We start from the raw sequence: 14,082 nt of genomic DNA on the forward strand, positions 1-14,082 counted from the left end.
GCCTCAGGCCGTCAGCTGCGTGCCGCGGATGCCGGTGATCGTCGCGGTGACGATCGCGCCTTCCGTCTGCGGCGTGTCGAAGAGCACCTCGGTGAACTGCTCGGTGCGGCCCATCTCGGGGCTCTCCATCAGCACCTGATGCGTGCGGCCCGGCTGCGCGGCCAGATGGCGCTGCACGGCGGCATCCCCGGCGGCACGCAGGCGCGCGGCGCGGGCCTTGATGTCGTTGCCGTTCACCTTGCTCGGGATGCGCGCGGCAGGGGTGCCGGGGCGCGACGAGTAGGGGAAGACGTGCAGCCACGTGAGGTCGCACTCTTCGACCAGCTTCAGCGAGTTGGCGAAATGCTCTTCGGTCTCGGTCGGGAAGCCAGCGATGATGTCGGCACCAAAGGTCATCTCGGGGCGGAGCTTGCGTGCTTCCTCGCAGAAGCGGATGGCATCGTCGCGCAGGTGGCGGCGCTTCATCCGCTTGAGGATCAGATCATCGCCGTGCTGCAGCGACAGATGCAGGTGGGGCATCAGACGCGTCTCGGTGGCGATGGCCTGCATCAGGTTCTCGTCCGCCTCGATGGAATCGATCGACGAGATGCGCAGGCGCGGCAGGTCCGGCACCAGCTTCAGGATGCGCATGACGAGATCGCCAAGCCGCGGCGTGCCCGGCAGGTCGGCGCCCCAAGAGGTGAGGTCCACCCCGGTCAGCACCACCTCGTTATAGCCCTGCTGCACCAGCCGCTTGATCTGGTCGACCACCACGCCTGCGGGCACTGAGCGCGAATTGCCGCGGCCGTAGGGGATGATGCAGAAGGTGCAGCGGTGATCGCAGCCGTTCTGCACCTGCACATAGGCGCGCGACCGGGTGCCGAAACCGTCGATCAGATGGCCCGCGGTCTCGGTCACCGACATGATGTCGTTGACCATGACGCGCTCGGTCTCGCCGATGAAGCCGCTGGACAGGCGCGACCATGTCTCGGGCGCCATCTTTTCGGTATTGCCGACCACCGCGTCGACCTCGGTCATCGCGGCAAAGCTGTCGGGGTCGATCTGCGCGGCGCAGCCGGTGACGATGACCTTGGCGTCGGGGTTCTCGCGGCGCAGGCGGCGAATCTCCTGACGGGCCTTGCGCACGGCCTCGGAGGTCACGGCGCAGGTGTTCACGATCACCGCGTTTTCCATACCGGCCTGAGACGCCAGATCCTTCATCGCCTCGGTTTCATAGGCGTTGAGGCGGCAGCCGAGGGTGGTGAATTTGGGCGCGCTGGTCATGACACCGCCTCGAGCCAATCATGGGTGAAATTGCCGTCGAACACATGCGCTGTGCCGCCGGTCATCCAGACGCCATCCTCGCGCCAGTCGATCTGCAGCGGGCCGCCATCAAGCTCGATGGTCACGCGCCGCCCGGTCAGGCCGCGGCGCGCGGCGGCGACGGCGGTGGCGCAGGAGGACGAGCCCGAGGCCAGCGTGAGGCCCACGCCGCGCTCCCAGACGCGCATGCGCAGGTGATCGGGGCCGATGAGGCTGGCGACCTGCACATTGGTGCGCTGCGGATAGAGCGGGTGATGCTCATGCGCGGGGCCGAAGTTGTCCAGATCCACCGCCTCGGCGTCCTCGACGAAGAAGGTGCAATGCGGGTTGCCCATGCCGGTGGCGGTGGGGCTGCCGTCGATCGGCAGTTCCAGCGTGTCCATCTCGTGCGCCAGCGGCACCTCGTCCCAGCGCAGCTGCGGCTGGCCCATGTTGACCGAGGTCAGCCCGTTGCCGGCATCGCGCGCCAGTAGCACGCCGCGCTCGGTGGTGAGCGTCAGGGCGTCCTTGCCGGTCTCGTCGATCAGGAAGCGCGCGATGCAGCGCGTGGCGTTGCCGCAGGCCCCGGCGGTGGAGCCGTCGGCGTTGTAGAAGGTCAGATGCGCATCCCCGGCGTCGGTCTTGGAGATCACCGTCAGCTGGTCGAAGCCGACGCCGCGGTGGCGGTCGGCGATGGCCATGGCGAGGGCAGGGGTCATGGCGACGTCACGCGCCCGACCGTCGAGCACGACGAAGTCGTTGCCAAGCCCGTGCATCTTCATGAAGGGCAGGTGATATGTGGGCGCGTGTTTCATCCGCGCGCATATACGCGCGTTGACCAAACGTTTCCAGCCTGTGTTGCAGGGCGGGATGCAGCCTTGCACAGAGGTCGGATCGGAAAGCGGGCAACCCGGCCCGTCAGAGCCCGGCGGACAGGCAGCGGGATCGGGGTGCGAAACAAGTTGGACAGATTTTTCATTTTACCGCTTGACCCTCCCGGCCACACTTTCTAGAAGCCGCCCCACACATAGTGGGCCGTTAGCTCAGTTGGTAGAGCAACTGACTTTTAATCAGTGGGTCGCAGGTTCGAATCCTGCACGGCTCACCATGTGTCAAAATTCCTGCAGAGTGGGCCGTTAGCTCAGTTGGTAGAGCAACTGACTTTTAATCAGTGGGTCGCAGGTTCGAATCCTGCACGGCTCACCACTGGAACTCCTTCCGAGACATCGGACGCAAAATGCGCCGGCCCCGAAACGGGCCGGCGCATTGCTTTTTCAGGCTCAGCTTAGCGCCTCAGTTGACCGCAACCGGCTGTGGCCGGGGGACGCGGCGACTGCGAAAGCGCAGGGCCGGGTGATCGGCGTAGATGCAGCGCGTGATCATGTAGGATTCGACCGCCAGAGAGGTGACGAACCATAGGAAGCGGGGAATCGAATCCTGCAAGAAGGTCATCGCCGCGAGGTAACCGACGAAGGCGCCGCAATAGGCGATCAGACGTCGCGCCATCAGCTCGTCGCCACAGCTTCGGGCCAGTGCCGCGCTGCGGAAGAAGTTGACCGCTCCGAAGGCAGCAAAGCCAAGGAACACCAGCAGGCCGACGATTCCCTGTTCGGTGAGAAACTCCAGATAGAGGCTGTGAGTCGCCCGGCCTTCGCCGCGGAAGATCAGCCCGGCCTCAAGCGCGCCGTTCTGATAGTGCGCCTCGAAATTTCCGACACCAACGCCAAACCACGGATGTTCGTTGAACACGTTGTAGGCAACCGACCAACTGGCCAATCGGCCCTCGGTGCTGGCGTCCTGCGCCTCGCCAGCAGCGGCGGTGCTGAAGATGCTGGAGAAACGCTCGATCAGCTCATCACTGGCTATGACCCCGGCGAGCACCACGACCAGAACCATGACAATACATGCGACAAAGAGCTGTCGCCGCGTGAAACTAGTCGCCAAGACGATCAGCCCCAGCATGAGGCCGATCAGCGAGCCGCGTGACTGCGTGGCGAGCAGCCCGGCGATCATCGCCGCGACCACCAAGGCCCAAAGCACCATGGTGAGCGGATTGCGCGCGTTCAAGAATTGGAAGAGGCCCAAGGGCACGGTGAACACCACGATCGCCGCAAAGAAATTGGGGTCGAGCAGCATACCGGAGAATCGGCTCGAGCTTTCGGTGAAGCGCGAGAACCCAGAAAAACCCGACGGCGACGCGCCGAAGACGAGCTGGTACACACCAAGCGTACAGATGATGGCGATCGGAATGGTCGCCGACAGCGCCACCGTTTCAAAGCCGCGCTTGTGGTTCATGAAGGCCAGCGCGAGGATGGCCACCGCCGCCTCCTTGATGAAGTCCTTCGACAGATCGACGCTCACGCCCCAGCGCAGGGCATAGGTCGCGCTGATCAGTTTCAGCGCAAAGATGATGCAAAGGAAGGTGACGGCGACCATCGGCACATAGGGCTTGTCCTTGTAGACCGCGTAGCGCGCCGCCAGCAGCACGAAGAGGCCCGGCGCGGTGATCTTCGCCAGCGAGGGCAACCCGTAGAACTCGATCAGATTGTCCGAAAGGTTCGACATGATCATTGCGATCAGCCCGGCCAGCGCCATCATCGGATAGCGGATGCCGACGGCGAAAATCAGCAGGGCGACCGGGGCGATCATCAGCAGTGTCAGCGAGCGGCTGGCCAGGACGTATGACACAGCGAGGGCCATGAGCCCCGCGCCGAGAACGCTGAACATTCCGCGCCAATCGATGCCATTGCGGGGGGGCGGCAGCAGCGTGTCGCTCATGGCTGTGCTCCCTTCGTGGCTGGCGCTGCGGGGTGTGATGCGAAGATCATGCGCGCCTCCGCTTCAGGATGAACCTCTGCCCGGCGCTGAAAGCCTCGGGGACGAGGATGCGCAGCGCCACGAGGTAGGTCGCACCAAACGCGGCAGCCCCAGCCAGCAGGCGCAGCAGTTCCGATCCGCTGTGCAGTTGCAGTACGAGGAAGGCCGAGACCGTGGCGCTTCCGGCGCAGATCAGCGCCGGGCGCAGGGCGGCAAAGACCTTTCCGGCGGTGACATGCATCACCCGCTTGGTGGCGAGGTAGGTGGGCACGAAGCGCACGAAGGCCAGCACAAGCTGCGCCGCTGCGACTGCGGTGATGCCGAAGGGAATGGCCGCCGCCAGCAGCAGCACAAACACCGGCAGATTGAACAGCGCGACGCGGAACATCAGGTCGGTGCGGCTCAGCGCCTTGAGCAATCCGCCGGGCACCATGTTGAGCGTGCTGACGGCGAAGGCCACGGCGATGAATTGCATCGGAGCGATCATGCCGTACCATTTGTCGGTGTAGAGCACATGCACCGTTGGCTCTGCCAGCACGGCGATGGCAGCGCCAACGCCGAACATCAGCAGCGCGCAGTAGCGCAGCGACTGGTAGTAATAGGTCGCAAGCTCTTCGGGGTGGGTCTGGATTTTCGACATCACCGGATGCAGCACCGTGCCCGCGACGGAGGTGAAGCTCTTGATCGCCAGTTCGGGGATGCGAAAGGCAATCGCGTAGATGCCCAGTGCGGCAGGGCCGAGGAACTTGCCGACCAGCAGGTTGTCGAGCAGACGCGGCGTGGAATTGATCGTCTCGGCACCGATGAGATACGAGCCATAGCCCATGACGTATCGCACCGTCGGCCAGTCGGGCAGGGCGGTGGGTCGCCATGGCCGCATCCAGAACAGCATCACGGTGCCGATCACCGCCCCAACCACATAGCCCAGCACCAAGGCCCAGACGCCGTAGCCCATCATCGCCAAAGTGATCGAGATCAGCCCCTTGGCCAGCCCTTGCGCCACATCTGGGACCAGCTTTTTGCGCAGGCTGAGCTCTCGGAACAGCAGGCTGATGTGGACCGAGCTGACCGCGCGGATCACCAGCACAAGGCAGATGGTGCCCAGAAGAGGTTGCAACTCGGGCGAGTCGAAGAGCCCGGCGATGCCGCCGGACCCCCACCAGAGCAGCAAGGCCATCAGGCCGGACGTGAAGAGCGCGCAGAAGAATACGGCATTCGCCGTTTCCTCTTGCCGGTCCTTGACCGAGATCAGCGCCGCGCCGAGGCCGAACTTCGAGATGATCTCGAAATAGCCCATGATCGCGAGGCAGATCGCCATCAGGCCGAACTCGGCCGGATCGACGTAACGCGCGATGATGATCACCGCGACAAAGTTCAGAAGCTTTGTGGAAGCGAAGGAGAGATAGGCCCAGAACAGGTTCTTGGTCGTGGCCTTGCCGGGAGAAAACGCCATGCAGGAAAGTCCTCGAAAACATGAGGAGGGAAATGAATAATGCGGCGGCCTGAAAAATGACATCGCGTAGGGCGACATGCGGCCGAAGTATAGAGAATCGAGTTAAGTCTAAGGTCTGTACCCGGCGCGGCAAAGGGCAAATGCGCATCCGCGGGGTGGTTGCACAAGTTTAGCGCGTTCGATCTAGGCTCTGGGTCACGACCCCGTGTTTTTCCGCGGTGCGGCGCGGAATTGTTGCCGCAAGCAGGGGGCGATGCTACAGTTCGGTATCAGACTAAGTGATTTCGCACTATTTCAATTTCTTTTTTTACCGATGCCTCCCGGCGTCATTGGATTGGTTTTGACCGTGAAACGCATCATTCTTGCAGTCGTCGTATTTGGCGCAGTTCTCACGCCGCTTCTCTATGCCATCAAACAGTCCCGGCCAGTGTACGAAGCCAGATCATTGGTCTCCTTCGCGCTGGGACGTGAATATGTTTACGTGCCGGACCCCAGTCTTACGGACATCAAAGCACCGAACGCCGGCGACTTTCAGGGCTTCGTGAACGCCGAGATGCTGCTTCTGGACAACCCCAAGCTGGTGCGGGAGGCGATCGAGTCGGTCGGGCTCGAGCGGGTCTACCCGGACATGCCGAACACGGAAGCGGGGCTTGTCGGGGCGACGATCCGGTTGGACGAGAGCACGATGATCGAGCTGATCACCGGGTCCTATGTGGTGAAGGTTTCGGTCTTTCACACCAATCCCGCGGTCGCCGCGGATCTGGTCAACGCTTTGATCGTCGCCTTCTTCGATCACCGACGAGAGATGTATACCGAGCGCGAGCTTGTCACCATCACCGCGCGTCTCGAAAAGGCGCAGCAGGAGGCCGAGGAGATCGACGCCGAACTGACCGATCTGCTGGGCGGGCCGGATGCCAGCGGGCTCGAAGTGCAATATGAAAACGCGATCAACGACGAGGTGCAGCTCAAGACCGAGCTGCGCGAGTCTAAACTCGAACTGATTACCTTGCGCCAGCGCCAAACGTCTTTCGAGAACCGTCTGGGATTCGAGGCAGAGGCGGTCGAGGCGCAGACGCAGGTGGAAGAGGCCGAGAGCCGCATCGCCTATCTCGAGCGCGAGCTTGCGGGAACGCAGACGCAGGTGTCCGACCTGTCGCAAGTGCTGCCGCGGGCGCGGCTGCTGCAGACCCGGCAGGCCGCCCAGACCGAGCGGATCGCCGAGCTTGATCTGCGCCTGCGTGATGCGCGCGCCGTCGAAGTCTCGGGCTTTGACAACGTGCGGGTGATCGAAGAGGGCACGCCGCCGATCAACCCGGTCAACATGTCGCCGCGCACACAGTTCGCGATCGCCGTGGTGGTTGCCGCGATTGCCGCCTTCGCCGCCTATATGATCGCGATGATTCTGGGCTCGCGCCCCAAGAAGACGCGCGACGAAGACGAGCTTCAGGGGCCCAGCGTTACCGTGATGAAGCAGTCGCCCCGTGGCGACGATCGGCCGGCGCATCTGGCGCGCTGAGTCTGTCTCGCGCGCGGCTGTGGTCGCGCGCGTCCGAGCCCATTTACGGACGGAATATTCCCATGAAGGCTGCGAAGATTGATCTTCCCGCGCAGGCGATGGCTATTGAAAGCCCCGAGCCGCTGCGTCTGGGGTATCTGATCGACACACTTGTCACCGGCGGGGCCGAGCGCCTTGTACTGACCTTTGCCGAGGCGGTCCGCGCCCGCTCTGACGTGGTGCTGACCGTGTTCGTGCTGAGCGATCTGCGGACCCCGTTTTACGAAAAACTGCGGGCGCTGGGCACCGAGGTGGTTATGCTGCCGGGTCGCAATCTCGCCGATTTTGGCCGCTTCCGGCGGTTGGTTGCGGCGTTGCGGGCGCGGCGGATCGAGTATCTGCATGCGCATTTGGCCTCGTCCAGCACGCTTGGCGCGTATGCTTCGAAGCTGCTGGGCATCCCGTTTGTCACGACGATCCACAACGTCAAACCCTCGGTCCGCCGTATCCGGCCCGGTCGGCGCCTGTTGCAGGGCGTGGCGATGCGCTTGCCCGGGGTGAACAAGATCGCCGTGGGTGAAGCGGTGGCCGAGGCCGCGGCGAAAGAGATCGGACGCTCGGGGTGCCGCGTCGTGCCCAACGCCGTGGCCGACAGCGTGGTCGCGCCCTTCGGGTCGAGAGCGCGGCTGCGGCGCGAGTTACAGCTTGGCGAGGATCAACTGGCGCTGGTCTGCGTCGGGGCGATCATCGGGCAAAAGGCGCATGAGGTTCTGCTCGATGCCTTTGCGACGGTGCATGAGGCTGCGCCCAACACGGTGCTTCTCTTGGTTGGGGATGCCCGCGATGCGCCGCGCCATGCCGCGCTGCTGGCGCAGGCCGATCAGCTTGGGCTGGAGGGCGCGCTGAGGTTCCTTGGCATGCGCAGCGACATCCCCGAGGTGCTGGCGGCCAGCGACATCTTTGTCAGCTCGTCGCATTGGGAGGGCGCGCCGGTCTCGCTTTTGGAGGCGATGGCCAACGGTCTTCCGCCGGTGGTGACCGATGTCGGAGAGAACGGGCTGGTGCTGGAAGGCACCGGCGCGATCCTCGTGCGGCCCCGCGATCCCGAGGCGCTGGCGCGCGGCATGCTCGAGATGATCGAGACGCCGCGTCTGCGCAGCGCCACCGCCGAGGCTGTGCGCGAGCGGGCGCTCGGGCGCTACGGCACTGCCACATGGGTGGAACGTCTGCTGGCGATCTATGCCGAAACCGGCCAGCGCCGCGACTGGCACCACCCGCGGACTGACGTGCCGCCGCCGCCTCTGCAGAACCGGTGAGCGCCCCGTTGAAAGGCACGCGCGCCACGCCGCGCCACCACCAGCGGAGGCCGGACCATAAAGTCTTGACGCCTCTTCGGGGCGCTGCGTATCGTCAAAGGATAGTTATGAAAGGTGGGTCCAAGACGTTTTCGCTACGGGCCCGGAATTGTTGGAATTCGTCCCAAAGCTTCAGGGGGACATTGTGTCAGTCAAATCGCCTCTCCCGGCAAAGCCGATGTCGGATTTCATCCGTCTTGTCAGGATTGGACGATGCCGCTGAATATTTTGGAAAGGAGGTTACGTTTGAAGCGCGACCACGGCGCAGCCGAAGGATCGCGAAATGCGTCGTTTGAACGGCAAGCTGACGAGCAACCGCGGCGCGACCGCAGCTACGTCCGCATAGCGATTTTGACGGCGAGCTGTGCACTTACAGCATTTTTTTACGCTTGGCTTATTTCATTTTTCGTCGGGTTCAGCCTCGGGGCGGTGGCCTGGATTGGTATTGCATTTTTTGGCGCTCTGGCCGGGTATATTCTGGCGATCATCCTCTGATCGCATCCCCCGGTAGCCCCTGCGGGCCAGCGCCCCGATCCATCTAACGCTTCTGCCGCCGTCAAGGCGGTCAGCCAGTCCGGCGACGCAGTAGGAGACTGCCGTGTCGACCCACTCTTTGCCGCTTGCGTCCGAATTGGTCTCGGACACCGCGCTTTTCCCGCCCGCCGTCTATCTGATCGGCGCGCCGAAATGCGGCACCACAGCCTTGGGTCACTATCTGTCGGAACACCCTGAGGTTGCCTTTTCCAGCCCTAAAGAGCCGCATTACTTCTCGCATGACCTGAACGGGCTGTGCCTGTGCGACGATGCCGCTCAGTATCGCGCCATCTTTCCCAGCGATCCGGCGGCGCGGGTGATGATGGAAGGCTCGGTCTGGTATCTCTATTCCGAGGCGGCGATTTCCGAGATCCTCAAGGCGCGCCCGGATGCGCGGTTCATCGTCATGCTGCGCAACCCGGTGAAGATGCTGGTCTCGTTGCACCGGCAGCTGATCCACGCGCTGGACGAGAATGTCGAGGATTTCCGCACCGCATGGCAGCTTTCGGAAGCGCGCGCGGCGGGCAAGGATATTCCGCGCGGTTGCCGCGCGCCCTTGACGCTGCTCTATCACCGCACCGCCGCCTTCGGCGAGATGATGGCGCGGCTCTACGCGCGCGTCCCGCAAGAGCGCGTGCTGGTACTTTTTCAGGAAGAAATGCGCGCGGACACCGCGGGCACGTACCGCCGGACCCTCGAATTTCTCGGGCTGCCGGACGACGGGCGTACCGATTTCACCCCGGTGAATGAGGCCAAGAAGGCACGCTCAAAGCTGGTGCGCTTCATGGTGTCGCGCGCCGGCCCGGCCCGCGAGGTGGTCTCGGGCCCGATCAAGCGGGCGTTGGGCGTGCAGTCGCTGGGCCTCGTGAAGAAGATGGACGCGCTGAACAACACCAAGCTCGGCAAGCTGGAGGTTCCGCCGGACCTCGCCGATGAGATCGCGCGTCATTACGCCGAAGACATGCTGCAGCTGCAGGACCTGCTGGGGCGTGACCTTGCAAAACTGGGCTGGCCGATGCCGGCACGCCCATCTCCAAGAGCCGCTGCCGGGCGCTGAGCCCGCGGCACACTGTTTTTAAGACTTTTGATTTTTGCCTATTTGAAAAGGAAACATCATGTTGAAGCGCAACTACAACAGCCGCAAGCGCATCCTCGTCACGGGCGGGGCGGGTTTCCTCGGCTCTCATCTGTGCGACCGCCTGCTCGAAAGCGGTGCCGAGGTGCTTTGCGTCGACAACCTGTTCACCGGCACGAAGCGCAACATCGAGCACCTGCTGGGCAACCCCCGCTTCGAGTTCCTGCGCCATGACGTGACCATCCCGCTCTATGTCGAGGTCGACGAGATCTACAACCTCGCCTGCCCGGCCTCGCCGATCCACTATCAGCACGACCCGGTGCAGACGACCAAGACCTCGGTGCATGGGGCGATCAACATGCTGGGTCTGGCGCGGCGTCTGAAATGCCCGATCCTGCAGGCCTCGACCTCGGAAGTGTATGGCGACGCGCTGGTGAGCCCGCAGGCCGAAGGCTATTGGGGCAACGTCAATCCGATCGGGGTGCGGTCCTGCTATGACGAGGGCAAGCGCTGCGCCGAGACGCTGTTCTTCGATTACAACCGCCAGCACGGGCTGCCGATCAAGGTCGTGCGCATCTTCAACACCTATGGTCCCCGGATGCATCCGCAGGACGGACGGGTGGTGTCGAACTTCATCCGTCAGGCGCTGTTCGACGAAGACATCACCATCTATGGCGATGGCAGCCAGACGCGCTCGTTCTGCTACATGGATGAGCTGATCGACGGGATGATGCGGATGATGGCCACGCCCGACGGGTTTACCGGCCCGGTCAACCTTGGCAACCCGCAGGAATGCACGGTCAAGCAACTGGCCGAGATGATCGTCGCGCAGACCGGCTCGCGCTCGCAGCTGGTGTCGCGCGAACTTCCCAGCGATGACCCGGTGCAGCGCCGCCCCGACATCAGCCTTGCGCAAGAGCACCTTGGCTGGACCCCGAATGTCGAGCTTTCGCAGGGCATTGCAAAGACGATCGCCTATTTCGAGGACCTGCTGAACAAGCCCGCGCGGCAGATGCAGGCCACCTCCTGAGCGCAGCCCTATGAGGCTGCCGAAGGGCATGACCCGGACATTGCGGTGTCCGGGTCGCAACCAGTGTTAGGATAGCCACTATGGCACCCTCGGTGCGCGTGACCGGTCTTTTGCGGCTGGCTGTATTCGTCACCGGCGCAGTGATCGCCGGTTGGGTCTTTGGCGTCGGTGAAGCGGTCTCGCAGACTGTGCCCAGCGAAGCGCAAGACGCGCCGCCGGTCGGCTTCGGCGCCGCGACGACGGGCGGGGCAGGGGGCCGGAGCGTCGCCGTCACCTCGCTGGCGGACGAGGGGCCGGGCAGCCTGCGCGCAGCCATTGAGGCTCCGGGCGGACCACGGGTGATCCACTTCGACATCGGCGGCACCATCGCGCTGAGCCGGCAGATCGAGATCGGCTCGGACATCACCGTGGACGGGCGCGGCGCGCCTTCTCCTGTCACGCTGACCGGCGGGCGTCTGAGAGTGATCGGCAGCAATGTGATCCTGCGCGGCCTGCGCGTGCGCCCCGGCGATGGGCCCGGCGATGGCGGTGAGAACCGTGACGGCATCTCCATTGGCAGGGGCAAGGCAGCGATCCGCAACGTGCTAATCGATGGCAATTCAATCAGTTGGTCGGTGGATGAGGGGCTGGCGGTCTGGGGCAACGTTTCGGATGTGACGATCTCGAACAACATCATTGCCGAAGGCCTCGATCAGTCGATCCATCCCAAGGGGCGTCACAGCATGGGCCTTCTGGTCGGAGGCGGCGCGGCGCAGCGCATCACGCTGGTCGGCAACCTCATGGCGCACAACCGGCACCGCAATCCCGCGATCAAGGACCACAGCCGCAGCATCGAGTTGATCAACAATCTCGTCTATAACTGGGGGCCGAACGGTTTGCAGGGCACCGGGTCGGAGATCAACATTCTCGGCAATGTCTACGTGCCTGGCCCTGACAGCGTCGAACGCCCGCCATTCTACCTTCAGGATGGCGATCTGACCGGGCCGCATTTCTTCCTGCAGGACAACATCGGCGCGCTGCGCGAGGATGGGGTGGCCACGCTCTCGGAAAAGCCGGTCTTTGAAGGCAGCGGCACGCCGGTGCTGCCCGCGGCGCAGGTTGAAGAGGCCGTGCTTGCTCATTCAGGCGCACGGCTGCCCGAACGCGATGCCGTCGACCGTCGGATCATCGAGGAGGTGCGCAGCCGCAGCGGCTACATCATCGATTCGCCTGAGTGGGTGATGGGGGGGCGTAAGCCCAAGCCTGAGCCGGAGCCCGCAGAAGAGGTCAAGTCCTCAGAGGCTTGCGCAACTTTAGGTTGCATTGAGACCCCTGCGCCCACCGCAGATATCGACAATGGCGGCTGAGGAGCGGGGGATAAACTGATGCTCAGTCCGCAGGCAACTGCGGCAAAGGCGCGGCTGAATGATGGCTGTTTTCACAAACTTGGGTGCGTTGTTCCAAAAAACAGCTTTCAAGTCCCACCATGAAAAGCTACTGTTTTCATAGCGATCATATACTTTGATTTAGTTTGAATTCTTATCGCTCCGCCACATTTTCAGGAGCATGTTTCGGCCCTTTTTTGGCCACGATCCGGCGCACTGCTCGCGCATATTTTGATCACCGCGGATCACCGCGGCCCTTATTGTTCGTACTTTTGGCCGGGGGCTTGCCTCTGTTGCCGTTTTAAGTCTGCCGAGGATATTTACGATGGATTTTTCAACCAATAATGATCTCGAAAAACCGAAGAGTTTCCAACCTCTAGACGACACCACCGCCCGTCTCAAAGCTTTCACCAGCTCTCACTACCGTACCGACCTGAAGTCCTCTGCCGCGCATTCCTCGGGCTTTGGCGCACAGGCGGCAGCGCTTCCGGCGCCCGGGCGCAGCGCAGCCTGGCCCCGGTTCTCGGTTGGCTTCCAGCCGCGGTCGCGCCTCTTCTACCGTGCCTATAACTTCGCCATCTCCATGACGCTGTTTCTGATGGTGCTGCCGCTGTTTCTGGTCATCACCGGCCTCGTCGCGCTCACTCAGGGGCGGCCGATCTTCTACCGTGGCCCGCGCATCGGCGAGAACGGCGAGCTGTTCGACGTGCTGAAGTTCCGCACCCTCGACAGCGCCAAGGCGGCTCAGCTGACCAAAGACAAGGTGCTTCCCAAAGGGTCGGGCATCGAAACGCCCATGGGCCTCTTCCTCCGCGAGACCCGGCTTGATGAAATCCCCCAGCTCCTCAATGTCATCAAGGGCGACATGAATATGTGCGGACCGCGCCCGGTGCGCCCCGAGATCGCCGCACAATATGCCTCGGAGATCCCCAACTACGAGCGCCGTTTCCGGGTCAAGCCCGGCATGATCGGCCCGGCGCAGGCCTATATGAGCCACGGCACCTCCAAGGCGATCCGCTCGCGCCTGAACAACAAGCTATGCGGCACCGAAGTGTCTTATCTGGGCGAAATTTCTCTGGTGTTCATCGTCGGCGCCTGTGTTCTGGCGCGCACCGGTTCGCGTATCCTGTCGCGGCTGTTCGGCGGGAAGGCCGAGCGGGTCGAGGCGGCGCGCGCCCGGCTCTATGACATCCGTTTTGTCTGCGACGACGGGTCCGAACGCGCGGTGTTCTGGGTCGACGAAGATCAGTTGATCCTCGAACAGGGCAGCGCTCTGAACGTGCCGCTGACCGGACGGCTGGTGATGAACCTGCCCGATGGTCAGACACGCAGCGCCACGGTCGATCTGAGCACCGTTCAGGCCACCGCGCCGAACGGACGCGTGCAGGTCGCCTATAGCGCCAAGAGCGACTTCAGCGCGCACATCCTGAGCCGCTATCTGTTCCAAGCTGTGGTCGTGCCGCATCGGTCCGAATTCCTTTCGGCCCGGGTGCGACGCGCCCTGAGCCGCAGCGCCTGAATGGCCTTGTCGGGCGCGCCGGACAGGCGGGCCCGATCCTCCCCCAAGACCCAATACACGAGACTTTGTGACGTTAGAGAGTAGGGTTCGACCGGGCTGCAATTGCCGCCGCCTAGGTACGCCAAAAACCTGACAGAACAATAAGTGATTTAAAACATT

11 protein-coding genes and 2 tRNA genes are annotated in these 14,082 nt (G+C 63.3%); 9 read left to right on the top strand and 4 right to left on the bottom strand.

Translation table 11 applies throughout. The annotated features are described in order from the left end of the window. Positions 1-3 precede the first annotated feature (3 nt). On the bottom strand, positions 4-1,263 hold the full coding sequence (gene mtaB / locus AYJ57_RS09950) for a tRNA (N(6)-L-threonylcarbamoyladenosine(37)-C(2))-methylthiotransferase MtaB (RefSeq protein ID WP_066104404.1): 1,260 nt from the start codon (positions 1,261-1,263) through the stop codon (positions 4-6). Next, entirely contained in the window at positions 1,260-2,096 is an 837-nt protein-coding gene (gene dapF / locus AYJ57_RS09955; RefSeq protein WP_066104407.1) for a diaminopimelate epimerase, read from the bottom strand. The genes mtaB and dapF overlap by 4 nt, the downstream gene beginning before the upstream one ends. Positions 2,097-2,313: 217 nt before the next feature. On the opposite strand from dapF, the gene AYJ57_RS09960 reads away from it, so the two are divergent. Beyond that, a tRNA-Lys gene (locus AYJ57_RS09960) sits at positions 2,314-2,389 on the top strand. 22 nt (positions 2,390-2,411) lie between these two features. Continuing rightward, positions 2,412-2,487: transfer RNA gene (locus AYJ57_RS09965), tRNA-Lys, on the top strand. An 87-nt stretch (positions 2,488-2,574) separates the two neighbouring features. Here AYJ57_RS09965 and AYJ57_RS09970 read toward each other — a convergent pair. Both AYJ57_RS09970 and AYJ57_RS09975 read right to left on the bottom strand, forming a co-directional pair. Continuing rightward, positions 2,575-4,059 (bottom strand): O-antigen ligase family protein, encoded by a 1,485-nt coding sequence (locus AYJ57_RS09970; protein WP_066104412.1) that lies wholly within the window; start codon positions 4,057-4,059, stop codon positions 2,575-2,577. Between the two features lie 46 nt (positions 4,060-4,105). Next, a complete protein-coding gene (locus AYJ57_RS09975) occupies positions 4,106-5,551 on the bottom strand; it encodes a lipopolysaccharide biosynthesis protein (protein ID WP_066104417.1) in 1,446 nt (481 codons plus the stop codon). A 481-nt stretch (positions 5,552-6,032) separates the two neighbouring features. On the opposite strand from AYJ57_RS09975, the gene AYJ57_RS09980 reads away from it, so the two are divergent. The 7 genes from AYJ57_RS09980 to AYJ57_RS10010 all read left to right on the top strand — a co-directional run bounded on the left by AYJ57_RS09980 (position 6,033) and on the right by AYJ57_RS10010 (position 13,923). Next, positions 6,033-7,067 (top strand): hypothetical protein, encoded by a 1,035-nt coding sequence (locus tag AYJ57_RS09980; protein WP_157374045.1) that lies wholly within the window; start codon positions 6,033-6,035, stop codon positions 7,065-7,067. A 62-nt stretch (positions 7,068-7,129) separates the two neighbouring features. Beyond that, complete coding sequence (locus AYJ57_RS09985) at positions 7,130-8,362, top strand: glycosyltransferase (protein ID WP_066104424.1); 1,233 nt, start codon at positions 7,130-7,132, stop codon at positions 8,360-8,362. 252 nt (positions 8,363-8,614) lie between these two features. Beyond that, the gene (locus tag AYJ57_RS09990) at positions 8,615-8,896 is read left to right on the top strand and encodes a hypothetical protein (RefSeq protein ID WP_066104427.1); all 282 of its coding nucleotides are present in this window, start codon (positions 8,615-8,617) and stop codon (positions 8,894-8,896) included. Between the two features lie 103 nt (positions 8,897-8,999). Beyond that, positions 9,000-9,992, top strand: a complete 993-nt coding sequence (locus AYJ57_RS09995) for a sulfotransferase family protein (RefSeq protein ID WP_066104430.1) — start codon at positions 9,000-9,002, stop codon at positions 9,990-9,992. A 58-nt stretch (positions 9,993-10,050) separates the two neighbouring features. Next, positions 10,051-11,040 (top strand): UDP-glucuronic acid decarboxylase family protein, encoded by a 990-nt coding sequence (locus tag AYJ57_RS10000; RefSeq protein WP_203595274.1) that lies wholly within the window; start codon positions 10,051-10,053, stop codon positions 11,038-11,040. Positions 11,041-11,120: 80 nt separating this feature from the next. Next, a complete protein-coding gene (locus tag AYJ57_RS10005; RefSeq protein WP_066104432.1) occupies positions 11,121-12,386 on the top strand; it encodes a pectate lyase family protein in 1,266 nt (421 codons plus the stop codon). Positions 12,387-12,729: 343 nt separating this feature from the next. Beyond that, positions 12,730-13,923: a sugar transferase gene (locus tag AYJ57_RS10010; protein WP_066104435.1), complete on the top strand. Its 1,194-nt coding sequence runs from the start codon at positions 12,730-12,732 to the stop codon at positions 13,921-13,923. Positions 13,924-14,082: the final 159 nt, after the last annotated feature.

Origin of the sequence: Salipiger sp. CCB-MM3, from assembly GCF_001687105.1 — a bacterium.
In the GTDB taxonomy this organism is placed as follows: domain Bacteria; phylum Pseudomonadota; class Alphaproteobacteria; order Rhodobacterales; family Rhodobacteraceae; genus Salipiger.